Consider the following 17184-nt stretch of genomic DNA (forward strand, 5'->3'; position numbering starts at 1 on the left):
GCAGAGCCGGTTTTTGTTGTTTGTAAAAGGAATGATTTAAACTATAAACCATACAAATATGAAACTAGGCGCATTTTCTGTGAGCTTGAGCGTAAAGGACCTCAAGGTATCCAGAGTATTTTATGAGAATCTGGGTTTTGCTGTTTTTGCTGGAGGCATGGAGCAGAATTACCTGATTATGAAAAATGAACAAACTTTAATAGGATTGTTCCAAGGTATGTTTGAAGGGAATTTACTCACTTTCAATCCAGGTTGGAATCAGGAAGCTACGCCATTGGAGTCGTTCGACGATGTGAGGGCTATTCAGCAAAAGCTGAAGGAAAGCGGAGCTGATCTTATACAGGAGGCAGATGATAAAACCCAAGGTCCTGCGAGTATGATGGTGATGGATCCAGATGGCAATATGATCTTAGTGGATCAACATGTCTAAAGACTAGCCAGCTGAGTGAGGAGAAACGATGGAGAAGTCTCCAAGGGCTTATCCGTTGGTGACTCCTCGATTCGTTTGTTTATTTAACTTTCCGACTTTGGCAAAATGTTGGTCACGATTTTGACACGCTCAGGGTTGTTGGTTGCATTGCTCATGACGGTGATCACCTTGTTTTGGTGACCGATTTTTCCTGTGCTATTGAAAGTCACGTCTATTTTGCTGGATCCTCCTGGAGCTATTGGTTCTCTAGGCCAGCTAGAAGCTGTGCAGCCACAAGTAGTTAGTACATTGGTAATGACTACTGGAGCATCGCCAGTATTGGTAAACTCAAAAGTGTAGGCTACTTTTTCGCCTTGCTCGATATCGCCAAAGTCATGCGACATTTCAGAAAACTTGATGAATGGTCCCGGAGGGGTAGGAGCTACCAATTCTGCATCTTGTGCAGTGGCAGCGAACGATAGGCTAATCAAAACAGCCAAGGCTAATACATATTTCATTGTTAGTTATTTAGTTTTTTAACTCAACGTAATTCTAAAAGAATTTGGTGTCAAAATTAACGAGAAAAAGTTCATTTTTTGCTCGTGTGATGGCTGTGTATGTCCAACGGATAAAATCATTGTTGATTTCAGCATCGCCCAGATAGCCCTGATCCACAAATACGGCATCCCATTGCCCCCCTTGACTTTTGTGGCAAGTGAGCGCATAGGCGTATTTTACTTGTAGCGCATTTAGGTATTTGTCTTCCTTCATGGCTTCTTTTTGTTGCCTTTTGGGCATGCCCGCATAGTCAATCAATACGCTTTTGTAAAGGGCTTGATTTTGTTCTTGTGTGAGGGCAGGTGTATAGCTATGCAAGCCATCGAGTATGATCTTGGCTTCGAATGGCTCCGAATCGGGGTAGTCTGTTAGTCGGATTTCTACATCGGCAAACCGGAGCCCGTGTAGTTCTTCGGTTCTTTTTATTTTTAATACTTCCACAAAATCTCCATTGGCCAAAAAGCCAGAAGGCACCTGATCCGTAGCGAAGTTGTAGTTGTTCCGTGCGATCATGAGCAGATCTCCAGCGTCCAACTCATCCTCTTTGTAGAAAAGTGAATTTCGAATGTAGTGGTTGTACATCACAGCATTTTTATTGGATCGGCATATGATAAGGGTGTTTTCTAGCCCGTATTTGTCGTGTGCATAGCGGAGGCCGTCTTCCAGTTTTTCTCCCGTCATGCGGAAAATGTCTTTGTGCGATTTAGTGTTGAAATGAACTTTCTTTTCTTTTTTAGAAAGGCAATCTCGGAGGCTTGTCGCATTTAATAAAATACCGCTGTTTTCAGCCTGGCGGGTAATCTCAGTCAGCACACTTTCGATGGTATCTAGTCCATAGGTATCTGTCAGGTGCTCACGATCTAGCGCCATGCTTTTGTCTTGATGTACGGGAGGAAGCTGTGCTGTGTCGCCTACGAGCAGTAGTTTGTTGTCTTCATTCTCAAAAACGAACTGAATCAAGTCGTTGAGTAGGCTTTTGCTTTTGAAATCGGCCTCAGAGCTAATCATCGACGCCTCGTCTACAATAAATATGGTGTTGGATTGGTAGTTTTTGGTTTGACTAAATACAGGGCCTGTAGATTCTTGGTTAGACTTGGCTTTGTAGATTCTCTTATGAATAGTATAGGCTGTTTTCTTGGCATACTGGCTAATCACTTTTGCTGCTCGACCAGTAGGGGCTAACAGGACAAATTTGTAATTGAATAGTGGGAGCACCTTTACTAGCGTAGCTACGATCGAAGTCTTGCCTGTACCTGCGTATCCTTTCAGAATCATAGTTGGCTTGGTCGTCTTAGCAGCTATAAATTGGTCAATAGCTAAAAATGCATTGGCCTGACTGTCCGTCGGTTGGTGTTCAAACTTGTTTCTTAATATTTCGGAGGGTAGTGGCAAGAGTATTTGATTATTTTAGCGCAAGTATAGCCACCTCAGAGAATGGGATCAGAAGAAATCAAAAGTATTTTTGGAAATCAAGTGCGTGTCCGTGTCATGGGGGTCTTGGTTCAGAATGGACAAATACTTTTGTTGAATCATACTGGATTGAATAAAGAAGATGAATTGTGGTTGCCGCCTGGTGGAGGGGTGCAAGTAGGAGAATCGGCGACTGAGGCTTTGGTCAGGGAGTTTGAAGAGGAGGTAGGCTTGCAGGTTCAACCAAGTGCATTCTTGGGTGTGAATGAGTTTATAGCGCCGCCATTGCATGCTGTCGAATTATTCTTTGCAGTAGAACAAATTGGTGGTAGCTTACGGCTAGGTTTAGATCCCGAAATGAAAGGCCGCACTATATTGGAGGAGGCTCGATGGATGGGCGAAGAAGAGCTTAAATTGCTCAATAAAAACTGTCTCCATCGGTTGTTGCACGACATTGAATCGATGGATGAACTTTTTAAGATTCGAGGATTTTTTAATATTGGAAAGAATCCTTAAAATAGCATTTGCTTTAAGGCAGAATTACTCTAAAAAATATTTATACTTGCAAAAAATCGAAATTTAAGCATGGAGAAGACAAGAATAATCTCAATAAGTTTTTTAGTCCTATCGCTTTTCTTGGCGGGGTTTTTAGGCAACAGCATTTACAAATCGATTGATGATGCTGATAGAATAGCCACAATGGAACGCCAAATTATTGATAAGCTGATCATGATTAGAGAAGCGCAAATTGCCTACCAAGCAGTCAATGGTCAATATACTAGTGATTGGGATAAGCTGAAGAGCTTTGTGGATTCAGGTCAATTCTTTTTAACCTCAAAAATTGAACATATCATTACCTTAGATTATGGTGCAGATAGTGTTTATGTAGAAATAGATACATTAGGCACTGTAGCTGTAAAAGATTCATTGTTCTCTGCTGATAAGTATCCAAACTTTGATTTAGTAACGATGTCTATCGTACCTGGTACTACAGACAAAGAATTTGCTATGTGGGCAGACAAAATTGAAAAGAGTAACGTTAGAGTGGATGTAGTAGAAGTGTGGAATACCGCACCTGTTGATCCTAAGAGAAAAGAAGACAATGAAGCTAGAACCAAAAAGCCATTGAGATTTGGATCTAGAACAAGTATCACCACAGCAGGAAACTGGGAATAATATAAGATTTGGAAGCTATACATAGCGCAACATACAAACTCGTAAAAAGAATCAAAGACAGTAATTTTGATGTAGACCAACTACATAATTACTGTCTTTCGATGCAAATAGGGATTCGTGATTTTCAACTTTGCGTCACGGATACCCGTAACCACGCATGTCTATTGCTGGAGGATTATATCCTTCAGGATGTGAAGACGATCAATGCGAGGTTACAGGTATTAGCCAAATTATTTGAAAACCACCATTTGCTGATGGCTGGTTTTTGGCATTCTATTAAAGTCTCCCTAAAGAGTCATAAATTTTCATTGGTACCAGCCACACATTTTGTAGAGGATTCGGTCAGAGATTATTTGACGCTCAACTGTACCATCAATGAAAGTGTAGAGGGAGAATATACCTACAAACACAGTGCCTCTAACGTGGTCAATGCATTTGCTGGAGATAAGCGAATGGTCAATTGGATCAATTCTTTGTACCCTAATAAAGAAATTGAAGTGATTCACCAAGGTAGTGCTTTGATCGAAGGAATTTTGAAGTACAATACGCAGAGCGATACTAAAATCGTGTATTGTATTTTGGACCGTGGTATCATGCATATTTTTGTGTCAGAGAATCACAAATTGCATTACTATAATCAGTTCTCAATAAAGGAAGCCAAGGATTATTTAAAATATGTGATGCTGGTATTCAAGGAATTTAACTTGAATCAACGAACACAGAAAGTAATCCTATGGGGGAATATTGTACAAGGGTCTGATCACCACAAGATGTTTGCTAAGTATATCGGTAATATCTCTTTTGGTAAACGCCCTTCTAATCTCAAATTTAATTACCACTTCGATGAGGTAGCTGATCACCAGTATTTTGACTTGCTGAGTGTCTATCTCTGCGACTAAACCCTAGCGAGATAGATGGCGGACAAGAAAACTGCTCTTTTTCCAGGTTCTTTTGACCCATTTACCAAAGGACACGAAGATATTGTGCGCCGAGCCTTGAAGCTTTTTGATGAGGTTATTATTGCCATAGGGTACAACAGTGCTAAATCGCGTTATTTCGAAGTAGAGTATATGGTAGATCGAGTGAAATCCGCTTTTTCACCAGGCGACAATATTTCTGTGATTGTTTATAATGAGCTGACAGCCGACTTGGCTAAGAAAACGGATGCGACTTTCTTGATCCGTGGGTTGAGAAATACTACAGATTTTGAATACGAGAATAGCATTTCACAGGTCAATAGATACTTGAATGCAGAACTTGAAACCGTTTTCTTAATCACTTCGCCAGAGTATGCACACATCAGCTCTACGATTATTCGCGAAGTACACAAATACGACGGGGACATTAGCCCATTTATTCCATACGAGCTTTAATCTGCCGTTTGAAGTATACGAGCTCTGTATTTTTCAATTACACGTTCTATGGTTTTGTAAGAATGGAGTAAGGCTACGTCTACTTCCTTGTCTGTCATCCAGACGGTTTTTTGGATGTTTTCCTCCTTTTGTGGAGTCATTTGAGTGTCGTCCAGACAAGTCATGCGGTACCAAGATGTTTTCTTCAGTACATATTTTTTGTTGCGAATATACGTGTGCCAAGTAGCGCATATTTTTTCTTCCAACTGCACTTTTACACCAGTTTCCTCTTCTACTTCTCGGACAGCTCCTTCGTGTCGTTTTTCTTTCTTTTCTAGTTTGCCTTTAGGAATATCCCAGAGATCATTTCTGAGTATTAATAGGATTTTTCCATCTTTCTCTACGACTCCACCCGCAGCCTGTACGATATCGAATTTTCCCTTTAGGTATTCTTGTGCTTTGACTTTGTTTTTTACTCTGATTTCGATTTGCTTAATCTTAGTGTACTTCTTGTCGGTCATGATTTTGAGAAGCTTATTGATTGCTTCGTTCGACTTTTCTTTGATCAAAATCTTACCTTTAAGTTTGATGGCTTGTATATCGTCCACGTCACTATCGAGTACTACGTCAAATTTTTTATTAGACTCGCGTTCTCTGTCGCGAATCCTCACAGGAATATCGTTGATGTATATTTTCATTTCAATAAGAAGTACTTGCGAACATGGTTAAAAATCCTTGAGATTCACAATTTCACCCATTAATTTTTCTTCAATTTTTATAATTCATGAGTGCGGAGGAATCTTGATTTAAAATATTACTAATTTCGCCACATGATGAATAACGAATCAAATCTTCCACTAAGTGCTCAGATAGCCACAGAATTACTAGAGATCAAAGCCATCAAACTGCAACCAAAGGATCCATTTACATGGGCGTCAGGTTGGAAGTCGCCTATCTACTGCGACAATCGTATGACACTGTCGTACCCAGCATTGCGTACGTTGATTAAAAATGCTTTTGTGAAGGAGATTAAGGCCAAGTATCCCAATACTGAAATTATAGCTGGAGTAGCTACCGCAGGGATTCCTCAGGGTGCTTTGATTGCCGAGGAGATGGGATTGCCATTCATCTATGTGAGAGACAAAGCCAAGTCGCATGGTCGTACCAATCGCATAGAAGGGCAGGTACAGGAAGGTAAAAATGTATTTGTTATTGAAGATTTGATTTCTACAGGAGGAAGCTCGATTAGAGCGATTGAAGCTTTGAGAGAAGCAGGAATGAAAGTGCTTGGATTGGGCGCCATCTTTACTTATGGTTTTCCTCACGCAGATCGCAATTTGATGCAGGCTAAAGTTCCTCATTTTAGCTTGTCGGATTATCATTCACTATTGGATATTGCGGTGTCTTCGGATTTGATCCAAAGTGACGAATTGGATTCGCTCAACTCTTGGAGGATGGAGCCAGAAAACTGGAGAGGCTAGGCCGAACAAGTCCTCCTAGTAAAAGGAAGGATTCAGTAAACGTAAGATTCTACTCCAAAGGCTCAGTGCTAAAAAATCTTATTAGTTATTCATCAAATAAGAACATATAGAGTCCATTCACGCCAGTGAATATGATGCGACTCTTGTGAGTCTTTATGCTCAATTACCAAGTCTTCTGCTAGGTTTGTTTGGCTCAAGTAGGCAACCCCAAAGGGCTTTTCTCAAAGTCAATTTGGTGGTATGCTCTAATCTATATATTAAGGGATTTATGGAAGTATCCACTTAATACGTTGGTCAATGGTTCAATTCCTGTCATTACAATTTCAGCTCTTTACAAAAGGTTTAATCTACCAACAGAAAAATCATTATTTAAAACAAGCCGTTTAAGTGCTTTGAGGCCTGTTTTTTCGCTTTTCTGACTGATGGCTACATTGTCCTTATTGCTAGCTACATACTCCGAGGGCTAAAAATCAACATTTACATTGGTATAAATGAGAACCATAGATAGATTTTGTAAAGATGGTAAAAGAGACACGGAGAGTTTTGTTGATCGGGTTGGCGATAGGTAGTTTAGGCATCATAAGTTTTTTGAATGTCGGTCAAATCTCAAGAAAAATTCAATTCGATACGAGTATATCGAAGGATGCTACTGCAGCAGTTTTGCAGCAGTTTTTAGCTTACGACGAAAAACCATTTACCAAAGTCACTTTCGAAAAAGGTACTTATCATTTTTATCCAGATAAAGGGCTTGAATCTTTTTGCCATATATCTAATCATGATGATGTGTTGATAAGCACTGCATTTCCGATCACAAACAAAAAAAATATTACGATCGATGGACAGGGGTCTACTTTTATTTTTCATGGTAGGATGGTGCCATTTCTTATCGAGCATTCAGAGTATATCTCATTACAAAATTTGTCTATCGATTGGGCTCAGACATTTCACAGCGAAGCAGAAGTAGTCGCTATAGATGAGGCAAACCACACTTTTGATATTCAGATTTCAGACGAATACCCATATGAGATAAGAAATGGACAGGTGTATTTTATTAAAGAATATTATGAGCATACAATTGGTCAGTCTATTCTGTATGATCCTATGAGAAATGCTATTGCTTTTGATACAGAATCTTACACACCAGTAACCTCTTATACTAAGTTGCCAGTAGCTCAAAGAGCTACACCGATTATTCATAAATATAAGGCCGATCACAATGCGCCACCATTGAAACAGCTCAATAGGGAGTGGCAACTTGAAATGACCGAAGTGGCACCTGGTCGGGTACGTATTGCTAACCACAAAAAGAAACTACCACCAGTAGGAATGATTTTGGCAGCCAAAGGTGAGCAAAGTCAAAATCGAATAGCACCTGCTATTCGAATCACGCACACGGTAGGATTCAGTGCGAATCAGGTGAATGTACATCATGCTGGAGGCATGGGGTTGATTGCTGAAAATTCAGAAAACCTCACCCTCGACAATTTCAACGTGATACCTTCCAATGGCAGAATGGTGTCTGCTACTGCCGATGCTACGCATTTTGTAGGTTGTCGTGGGCAGGTAACGCTAAAAAATTGCACACTCAATAACCAGCTGGATGATGGTCTTAATGTGCACGGAACCTACCAAGAGGTTATGGATGTTTTAGGAGATCGACAGGTAGGCATACGTATTGGTCATTATCAGCAGCTAGGGTTTGAGATCGGAAGGCCAGGAGATCAATTAGGGCTGCTGAAGCTGGATGAATCCTTTTTCCCTTATGCTCAGCTTACTTTAGAAAATATAGAGGTATTGAATGGTAGGTATCAAATACTGACATTCAAAGAAAAACTGCCAGAGGATTTAGAATCAGGAGATTTATTAGAAAATCTAGATGCCTATCCAGAGCTGTTAGTAGAAAACTGTGACATCGGCAGCAACAGAGCGCGAGGTTTACTCATTTCTACACCTAAAAAATCTGTGGTAAGAAACAATAAGTTTCATACTGAAATGGAAGCTATTCTACTGCCAGTAGAGAGTAGCCATTGGTACGAATCGGGTAGTGCTTCTTCATTATTGATTACGGGTAATACTTTTCAAGATTGTACTCATAGTGGACAAAATAGGGGTGTTATTCGGTTGGTTACCGACGATGATAACGAAAATGTGGCTTTTAAAAACATCACTGTCACCCACAATACATTCAATCAATTTGATAATCTGATTTTAGAAATCAACAATACTGAAAAGTTTGAGTTTTCAGAAAATGAAATTAACAACTCAGGCACATTTCCTCAGCTTTTCCCAGAAAACCCTGTAGTTAAGGTGAGGTCTTCTAGCCAATTGGTATTTGAAAATAACATATATAGAGGTCGTGCGACTACTCTTTTCGAATCAGATGAAGAGGGAGCAGGCCTTACTTTTTAATAAAAATTCTAACGTAAATGAATAACATATGAATGAACACTTTACATTATTTTATTGGGCACTACGAATCGGATTCTTTTAAATGAGTGCTATTGCTAAGGCTGGTGGCTGTACGCCATGATTAAAAAAACAATAACAAAGACACTTAACAATATTATGGAACACAAATATTTACTTAACAAGCGTAAGCTTGTGAGCAGCACCTTGCTTATGGGACTGTTGATGCTCCTGACGGTACTTGGAGCTGTGGCTCAGGAGATGGTGGTAAAAGGTGTAGTGATGGATTCGGAAGATGGATCTACTATACCTGGTGTAAGTATCATCGTGAAAGGCTCACAAAAAGGAACGGTGACCAATATCGAAGGTAATTTTTCGATACAAGCAAACAAAGGAGACGTACTTCAGTTTTCTTTTATAGGGATGCTCTCTCAAGAACTGGAAGTAACAGGCAATACCATAAGCCTTAAAATGGAACCAGATGTAGAAACACTGGATGAGGTGATCGTAGTAGGGTACGGTACACAGAAGAAGAAGGAAGTGACAGGTGCAGTAGCACACCTTAAGGGATCAGAAATCAATGGCATCGTAGCATCAGATATTGGCGTAGCCTTGCAGGGGCGTATTGCTGGGGTCAACGTAGTCGCTAGCTCAGGTGAGCCAGGAGCTGCTTCTAACATCCTTATCAGAGGCGTAACCTCTATCAACGGTTCTAATACGCCACTATACGTGGTGGATGGTGTGCCACAAGATGGTGATCCCAGAATCCCAAACAATGAAATAGAGTCTATCGATGTGCTCAAAGATGCCGCTTCTGCTGCTATCTATGGTACGAGAGGTTCCGCGGGTGTGATTCTCATCACGACTAAATCTGGAGAAGCAGGGGTCACCAAGATCGATTTTAGCTCTACTTATGGCGTCAACAAGATTTACAACGAACTGCCATTGATGAATACAGATCAGGCTTTGTATTTCGAACAAAACTTGGACAAGTATTCGCCTGGAACCAAAGGCTCAGATATTGCGAAAAACCCAGCTTGGTTGCTCAATGATACAGACCTTCGGGATTTGGTACAGGTGGACAATGCCGCTACCATGACCTACAATTTGAGCGTGTCAGGTGGGCAAAAGGATTTTTCCTACAGTGCCAATTTTGGCTACTACGATCAGGAAGGTGTACTGGTCAACTCATTCTTCGAGCGGTACAATGGTCGGCTGACGACCCTATACAAAGGGGAAAAGCTATCGGTAAGATCGAGTTTGGCTTATACACATGAAAACAACGACCGCACGGGAGCAGGGCTATTGACCTACGCCATCAAATACGAGCCATATCAGCCATATATCGACAAAGATACCGAGTCAGTAGAGGTCGCTGGTGGTCCTTCGGAGACTAGAGTCAATAGCGTATTGCAAAGACTAAAAAGAGAAGACAATATCAAAACTGATCGGTTCAACGGAAGTTTGGATATCAATTATGAAATCATAAAAGGGTTGACGATAGGTTCTGTAGTAGGGGTAGGAGTGACCAATAGACTTTTTGATTCTTTTGTTCCACCCTATAGTGTCACCAATGTGCAAACTGGAGAGGAAGAAGTAGACCCCACCAAGTCGCTGGTACAAATGCGAACAGTGAGACAGACCAATTGGGCATGGACTGGTTTGACCAGATACAATAAGCGTGTAGGCAAACACAATTTCACTGCTTTGGCATCATTCACTTGGGATGAGCGTACCAATGAAGATTTTACCGCATATAGAGAAGGACTTACAGATCCCGAAATCAGCGTGCTCAACAATGGTACAATTTCCGAACGAGCCACCTCAGGGGTCAATTATACCATCCGAAGCTTCGGTTTGATCGGTAGACTCAACTATGATTATAAAAGTAAGTATCTGCTAAGTGCTAGTGTTCGTCGTGATGGTTCTTCCAAATTTGGCTCGGATAATCGCTGGGGAGTATTCCCCTCTGTATCTGTAGGTTGGAATGTGTCCGAGGAAGCATTTTGGGCACCTGTATCGGCAGTAGCCAATGCTTTCAAAATCAGAGCTAGTTATGGTACTGCAGGTAACGAAAGTTTTGCACCCTATGCCTATAGTCCGATCATCGAGTTTGGTACCGATTATGTGTACGGCACGGATATTAGTTATGGTGGTTCGCAAAAGGCTTACGCCAATGCTTTGGTACAATGGGAAACCAGTATTCAGTCCAACCTTGGAGTAGACTTAGGTTTGTTCAATGGCAAACTGACCGTGACTGCGGATTACTACGATACCAAGAAAAAGGACATGTTGTTTCCGATACGATTGGCACCATCCAATGGTGTGCCATCTCACTCTGGAACCAACCCTTCTAATCCTAACGTAATCCTAAATGTAGGTGATATGACCAACAGAGGATATGAACTGGCCGCCACTTATCGACTGATGAGAGGCCCATTCAAATTGAATATGGGGATGACCTTTGCTCAAAATAGAAACGAAATCACGACTATCAATGGCGAGTCAACAGTGATCTTCAATAATGGAGGAACTACCGTGACTGGTGATCCCAACTCTCAAGTATCTGCGACAGCAGTAGGGCATGAGGCTGGTTCTTTCTTCTTGCACAAGACGGACGGTGTCATCAATACGCCAGAAGAACTTGCGGCCTATCAAGAGATAGTAGGAACGGCAAAAATGGGAGATCTCAAATACGTGGATGTCAATGGTGACAGTGTCATCAATGTAGAGGATCAAGTCTATGCAGGTAGCGGTTTGCCAGATTATGAAATAGGTTTCAATATGAACGCTTCGTACAAAGGCTTCGATTTTGCCATGCAGTGGTACGCTTCTGTAGGGCATGAAGTCATCAATGGCAACGATGCCTTTGCCTATTCGGAAGGACGACACCAAGGGCTGATGAACATGTGGACACCCGTCAATACTTCGGCAGATTTGCCAATCTATAGAGGCCAAAGCAAAGCGCATCCCAACTACGGAGGTACGACTGACCTATGGTTAGAAGATGGTACCTACCTCAGACTCAAATTGGTAACGCTAGGCTATTCCTTGCCAAAATCTATCACAGACAAAGTGGGTCTAAGCCGAGCACGTATCTATGCTTCTGGTCAAAATGTGCTGACATTCACCAACTATACAGGGTATGATCCAGAAGTAGGTGGTAATAATATCAACCAAAGAGGAATGGATGTAGGTGTATATCCGGTGAGTGCTATGCTGCTCATGGGTATAGAAATTGGATTCTAAAATGATATCAGATATGAAAAATCAATTAGTAAAAAATATATTCATGATCCTCTGCAGTATAGCTGTATGGTCATGTAGCGATGAGGATTTTGGACTAGAACAAGTCAATCCTAATGGGCCGTCTACCGATAACTATTGGAGTAATTTAGATAGAACCGAAAGCACACTTATTTCTGCTTACAGTGGTCTCTTGCATCATGATTTATTGGGTATTATCCAAGAATCAGTGAGATCAGACTTGGCTTTTGCAACCATACGAACCAATCCATCTGGGCCGCTTACACAATGGTACTATCAGCAATTTTTGAATTCCGACCCTTCGTCTACCAAAAGGTGGGAGTCACAGTACAAGGTTATTTTCTTTGCCAATCAGGTCATCGAAGGGTTAGAAAATTTGCCTGAAGAGGAGAAGGCAGACCAAGCACGCTGGACAAACCAAATGGCACAAGCTAGGTTTTTGAGAGGACTCATGCATTTCTATTTGCACTCAGGGTTCAATAATGGCGAAATTATTATCAGAGATTATGTACCTACCTCGTTAGAGGATTTCAATTTGGAAACGTCTTCTTCAGAGGAGGTGGTCAAGTTTTTTAGAGCGGATTTGAAATACGCCTATCAAAACTTGCCTGCCCAAAACGACGATGGATCGGGTGCCTATAAAGCGACTGCTGGTGCGGCAGCTACGGCATTGGGTACCAGCTATTTGTATCAGGCAGAGTATGATTCGGCAATTACCGTTTTCAAGGATGTAATCAATAATGCAGATTATGGTTACCAGTTGGAGGATCATTCGGTGTTGTTTACAGAAGCAGGGGAGAACAATCGTGAAGCGATATTCGAAATCAATTATACGGTAGATTTCAAATTGGATGAGTCTCAATGGACTGAAGAGAGTTTATCTAGTCGTCTGGCTAGAGCTAGTGTGAATACTGGAAATGAAAGGTTTTCTCCTTCTGCTTGGATCACAGATGCCTATCAAAAAGAGCCACTCAATACTCAAGATGCTAGAAATTTCGTAAATGGAAATTTGAGACCTGTGTCGTTGAGAGCCTCGCAAATGATCGCTTTGGTACAGGACACAGTGACCTCATACTATCTCAAATCATCCGTGCCTCAGGGCATCGCTTTCAACAGTTTGACACCTTCTTATTGGAAAAAGTACACCAATCATGACATAGCGGCGTCTGAAGGTGATACTGGAGGTACCGATTGGAAATCAGGAAGAAACGTCACCGTGATGAGACTGGCAGATGTTCACTTGATGTTGGCAGAAGCGCTGATCCAGCAAAACAATGATATCGCTGGAGCCATCACGCATATAAACAAAATCAGAGATCGATGGGCACTCCAACTGATAGGGCCTGATCAGGCCACAGGCGACGATTATGACGGCGTGACGTATGATGCTACCACGCTTATGGAGCACCTGATGTACATTGAGCGACCACTGGAGCTATCTGCCGAAGGTCATGCCATTCGTACCATCGATTTGAGAAGATGGGGAGTCACCAAGCAGCGATTCGAAGAATTGGCTCAAGAGACTTATTATTTGACTGAGTTTGAATATAAAGACGAGGCTGGAGGAATTGCCAAACGCAACAAAGCCTACTTGAACAAAGGAGTCGCTCCAGGCAATGAAGAAGTGATCGACTACGAGTATGATCTGGCAGCGTCCAACTACATCGAGTCAGTACATGGTTACCTGCCGATTCCTTTGGAAGAAGAAAGAAACAACAGTTCACAATAATTTTAAAAGAGAACAAAATGAAGAATATATTTAAAATATCAGTTCTTATGTTTTCCCTATTCATAATGAGCTGTGAAGAAGAAGAGGACTTCAGTCCTCAGTACAGTGACATAAGTTGGTTTACTGGACAGCAGGGTGTGGCTACATTCAATTTGAGTGTCAATAATTATCTCACCTTTATGGACTTGTCGCAAAATGCCTTATCACACAAATGGGTAATTACTGACAGTAGCTATTTCTTAACACCAGAATTTACAGAAAAGGATTCGGTATATGATAAGTTTATCATTCCCAATGCAGGGTTGGAATCTGAGTCTTCAGATGTACATGTCTTGTTTTCTAAACCTGGGCAGCAAACCGTTCAGCTATACAATACCTTCGAGGATTCAGTGGCTTGGTTTTCTCTAGATACCGATACCTTGTATGCAGAGCAAATTGACGGCCTTTGGGTTATCGATACCACTTTTGTTGTCGACGTATTTGCTGATCTTGCACCAGCATTCAAGGTATATGCCGACGACGTAGAAGTGCTCAGCGTATCAGAAGACGACATGCCATCGCTGGCAGATACGGCCTCATGGCCTATGGTCAATGTAGAGGTAGGCGGTACACTCAAGTATGAGTCGGTGTCTACTACAGGTAGACCTACTGGCACCACATGGACACTCACATCTGGAGATGTCTCTGAGGAGAAAAGGGGCAACGAAGTAACGTTTCTATACACCAAATTGGGAGAATACTATGCAGGTGAGATGACCTCCAATCGAAGCGGTGATTTTATGCCTAGTGCAAATGCAAGCAAAATCATTCCTTTGAAAATCAAGGGTATTCCTTCGAGTCAGCCGTTTGTGTATTCAGGCAATCTGGTCGAGAATGGGGATGGAGCTATTACTTTTTCTGTGAGTGGAGAAGTCACTGAAAATTCTGTGAAAGGTACCGCAGGCAATTTTACTGTACATGTCAAGAATGGTGCGTTTGATCAAGATATTGACGTGTTAGATGTTACACTAGATCCCAACGACATGACTTCGATTGTATTGGCACTTACCGCTCCGATCTACAACACTGATACAGTCAAAGTATCATACGATGGATTAGGTAGTATCCAGTCAGTAGATACACGAGAACTGGAAGCATTTGGCCCAGAGTCATTGGCGCCGAGTTTTGAAGCAGGTGTATTGCCAGATTATTTCTCTGGGTTTGAGACCTTCAAGGACAACGTTAAAAATGCCTATTGTGAAGGGTATTTCGTAGGCAACAATAACGTACCCTTTGCCTGGTGGAACCGTGTGGAAGATATCACGCATTCTGGTTTGGCTGCTATGAAATTTGAGTCGCCAGCTACGGGGATGGATGGTAATAACATCATTCTCCAAGGTACCAATGTTAGAGACAAAGTCTTACCAGCACAGGCTTACCGTGCGTGCGTGTGGGTGTATATACCTACGGGTACCACACTGACCACACTATCACTAAAAAGTGCGAAGTATGGAGGGACACCTATAGTAGAGGCTGTTGATATCGCATCCGTGCCACGAAATACTTGGACACAGTTGTGCATAGATATTTCTTTTGATCTGGATACAGATAATCAAACGAGATTGGATTATGTATTTACACCAGGTCTGAACCCTGCTGATGCTGTGACACAGACCGTGTATCTCGATGATTGGAACCTCATTCCACTAGAGACAAGACCTTAATAGTTGATTTTAGTTGGTAAACTCTCATTCAGTTATTGAATGAGAGTTTACTGTTTTATTAAAAATAGAATTAAAGGAAACCACCTCAGTGATACAGGGGGAAAACTACAGATGAAAAGATATTATACATTGATAAATGCGTACGGAGTATGGTCTGCGCTATTTTCACTTCTTATGGTGTCGGCTACAGCATGTAGTCAGCAGCAACATGCCACTACAAAGGCCTCCCGGCCTAATATTATCTATATTTTGGCCGACGATTTAGGATATGGAGACTTGAGTGTCTATGGTCAGAAAAAGTTTCAAACCCCTCACTTGGATGCCTTGGCTCAGCATGGGATGAGATTTACACAGCACTATAGTGGATCGGCCGTATGTGCGCCTTCGAGGTCGTCATTACTTACGGGTGAGCATACAGGTCATACACCCATTAGAGGAAATAAAGAATTGGGTACTGAAGGTCAAATTCCTTTACCTGAGGCTTCTATTACCATAGCCGAAATGTTGCAAAATGCAGGGTACAAGACAGGCGCTTTTGGTAAATGGGGATTAGGTTTTGTGGGCACTGAAGGAGACCCAAATAAGCAGGGATTTGACGAGTTTTATGGATACAATTGTCAGCGAATGGCCCATAGGTATTATCCATCATACCTGTGGCACAATCAAGAAAAAGTATATCTCGAAGGGAATGATTACACACAAACGGTCACTTACGCTCCAGACAAAATTCAGGAAGCTACTCTTCAGTTTATAGAAGATCATAAGGATGAGCCCTTTTTTGCTTATGTGCCATTTGTGTTGCCACACGCCGAATTGATCTCACCAAACGATAGTGTTTTGGCGAGGTTTGAAGGCAGGTATATCGAAGACAAACCTTTTGAAATGCCACATGATTACCTGTCGGATTATGGGCCAGATATAGTACCCAAAAAATATTGTTCGCAGGCTACTCCTCATGCTGTCTATGCTACCATGGTCACACGCATAGACCAGTATGTAGCACAAATCATGGACAAATTGGAAGAACTGAATTTATCGGACAACACCATAGTGATATTCACAAGTGATAATGGGCCTGCAGTAGAAGGCGGTGCTGACCCTGATTTTTTTGATGGTACAGCAGGACTTAGAGGATACAAACGAGATTTGTACGAAGGGGGTATTCGTGCACCCTTTATAGCAGTTTGGCCTGGGCATATACCCGCAGGAGCCACTTCTACCCATGTGTCTACTTTTTGGGATATGATGCCTACCTTCGCCGAACTAGTCGGAGTGGAGGTACCAAGCCATACAGATGGTATTTCTTTTCTGCCTACACTACTGGGAAAAAGCGGCCAAGAAGTGCACGAATACCTGTATTGGGAATTTCCAGCGGCAGGTGGTCGCAAAGCCATTCGGATGGGACAATGGAAAGGTGTGGCTTATAACTTGACAAAGGGCAAGAAACGCAATTTTGAATTGTATAATCTATCCTCGGATCCAGCGGAAGCTCATGACTTGTCGGCAGATCACCCAGAGATAGTTGCCAAACTACAAGCAGCCATGCAGTCGGCTAGCTTACCTTCAGAACTTTTTCCTTTCGAAGACAAATAATTGATTGTTGTCAGGCTTAAACCGCCGATTGGTTCACACCTATTCTGGTTAGGTAGTTCTTGATCTTTCATTAGAATTATTAAGAAATAATACTATTTTT

The 17184-nt window shown here is 41.7% G+C and carries 14 protein-coding genes; 11 read left to right on the plus strand and 3 right to left on the minus strand.

Annotation, left to right across the window (positions count from 1 at the left end; translation table 11 throughout):
• The first annotated feature begins 58 nt into the window (after positions 1–58).
• Positions 59–430 carry a VOC family protein gene (locus N7E81_RS12075; RefSeq protein ID WP_263049841.1) on the plus strand — a complete coding sequence of 124 codons (372 nt, stop codon included), beginning with the start codon at positions 59–61 and terminating at the stop codon, positions 428–430.
• A gap of 83 nt (positions 431–513) precedes the next feature.
• On the opposite strand, the gene N7E81_RS12080 is transcribed toward N7E81_RS12075, so the two are convergent.
• On the minus strand, positions 514–927 hold the full coding sequence (locus N7E81_RS12080; protein ID WP_263049842.1) for a DUF1573 domain-containing protein: 414 nt from the start codon (positions 925–927) through the stop codon (positions 514–516).
• 34 nt (positions 928–961) lie between these two features.
• Positions 962–2359 (minus strand): ATP-dependent DNA helicase, encoded by a 1398-nt coding sequence (locus tag N7E81_RS12085; RefSeq protein ID WP_263049843.1) that lies wholly within the window; start codon positions 2357–2359, stop codon positions 962–964.
• Positions 2360–2401: 42 nt separating this feature from the next.
• Between N7E81_RS12085 and N7E81_RS12090 the strand changes: the two genes are divergently transcribed.
• From N7E81_RS12090 to coaD, 4 genes are all read left to right on the plus strand, one after another.
• A complete protein-coding gene (locus N7E81_RS12090) occupies positions 2402–2893 on the plus strand; it encodes an NUDIX domain-containing protein (protein WP_263049844.1) in 492 nt (163 codons plus the stop codon).
• Between the two features lie 69 nt (positions 2894–2962).
• Positions 2963–3553: a hypothetical protein gene (locus N7E81_RS12095; protein WP_263049845.1), complete on the plus strand. Its 591-nt coding sequence runs from the start codon at positions 2963–2965 to the stop codon at positions 3551–3553.
• A gap of 8 nt (positions 3554–3561) precedes the next feature.
• Positions 3562–4452: a DUF3822 family protein gene (locus tag N7E81_RS12100; RefSeq protein WP_263049846.1), complete on the plus strand. Its 891-nt coding sequence runs from the start codon at positions 3562–3564 to the stop codon at positions 4450–4452.
• A gap of 15 nt (positions 4453–4467) precedes the next feature.
• Positions 4468–4926 carry a pantetheine-phosphate adenylyltransferase gene (gene coaD / locus N7E81_RS12105; RefSeq protein WP_263049847.1) on the plus strand — a complete coding sequence of 153 codons (459 nt, stop codon included), beginning with the start codon at positions 4468–4470 and terminating at the stop codon, positions 4924–4926.
• On the opposite strand, the gene N7E81_RS12110 is transcribed toward coaD, so the two are convergent.
• A complete protein-coding gene (locus tag N7E81_RS12110) occupies positions 4923–5603 on the minus strand; it encodes an NUDIX hydrolase (protein WP_263049848.1) in 681 nt (226 codons plus the stop codon). The two genes, coaD and N7E81_RS12110, sit on opposite strands and share 4 nt — an antisense overlap.
• Positions 5604–5735: 132 nt before the next feature.
• Here N7E81_RS12110 and pyrE point away from each other — a divergent pair, with 132 nt between their 5' ends.
• From pyrE to N7E81_RS12140, 6 genes are all read left to right on the plus strand, one after another.
• A complete protein-coding gene (gene pyrE, locus N7E81_RS12115; RefSeq protein WP_263049849.1) occupies positions 5736–6386 on the plus strand; it encodes an orotate phosphoribosyltransferase in 651 nt (216 codons plus the stop codon).
• Positions 6387–6905: 519 nt separating this feature from the next.
• Positions 6906–8795: a right-handed parallel beta-helix repeat-containing protein gene (locus N7E81_RS12120; RefSeq protein ID WP_263049850.1), complete on the plus strand. Its 1890-nt coding sequence runs from the start codon at positions 6906–6908 to the stop codon at positions 8793–8795.
• 156 nt (positions 8796–8951) lie between these two features.
• Positions 8952–12041 carry a SusC/RagA family TonB-linked outer membrane protein gene (locus tag N7E81_RS12125; RefSeq protein ID WP_263049851.1) on the plus strand — a complete coding sequence of 1030 codons (3090 nt, stop codon included), beginning with the start codon at positions 8952–8954 and terminating at the stop codon, positions 12039–12041.
• A 13-nt stretch (positions 12042–12054) separates the two neighbouring features.
• Positions 12055–13788 carry a RagB/SusD family nutrient uptake outer membrane protein gene (locus N7E81_RS12130; RefSeq protein ID WP_263049852.1) on the plus strand — a complete coding sequence of 578 codons (1734 nt, stop codon included), beginning with the start codon at positions 12055–12057 and terminating at the stop codon, positions 13786–13788.
• 17 nt (positions 13789–13805) lie between these two features.
• A complete protein-coding gene (locus N7E81_RS12135; protein WP_263049853.1) occupies positions 13806–15491 on the plus strand; it encodes a hypothetical protein in 1686 nt (561 codons plus the stop codon).
• Between the two features lie 111 nt (positions 15492–15602).
• Positions 15603–17084 (plus strand): arylsulfatase, encoded by a 1482-nt coding sequence (locus tag N7E81_RS12140; RefSeq protein WP_263049854.1) that lies wholly within the window; start codon positions 15603–15605, stop codon positions 17082–17084.
• Positions 17085–17184 lie beyond the last annotated feature (100 nt).

This window comes from Reichenbachiella carrageenanivorans (genome assembly GCF_025639805.1).
Classification (GTDB): Bacteria; Bacteroidota; Bacteroidia; order Cytophagales; family Cyclobacteriaceae; genus Reichenbachiella; species Reichenbachiella carrageenanivorans.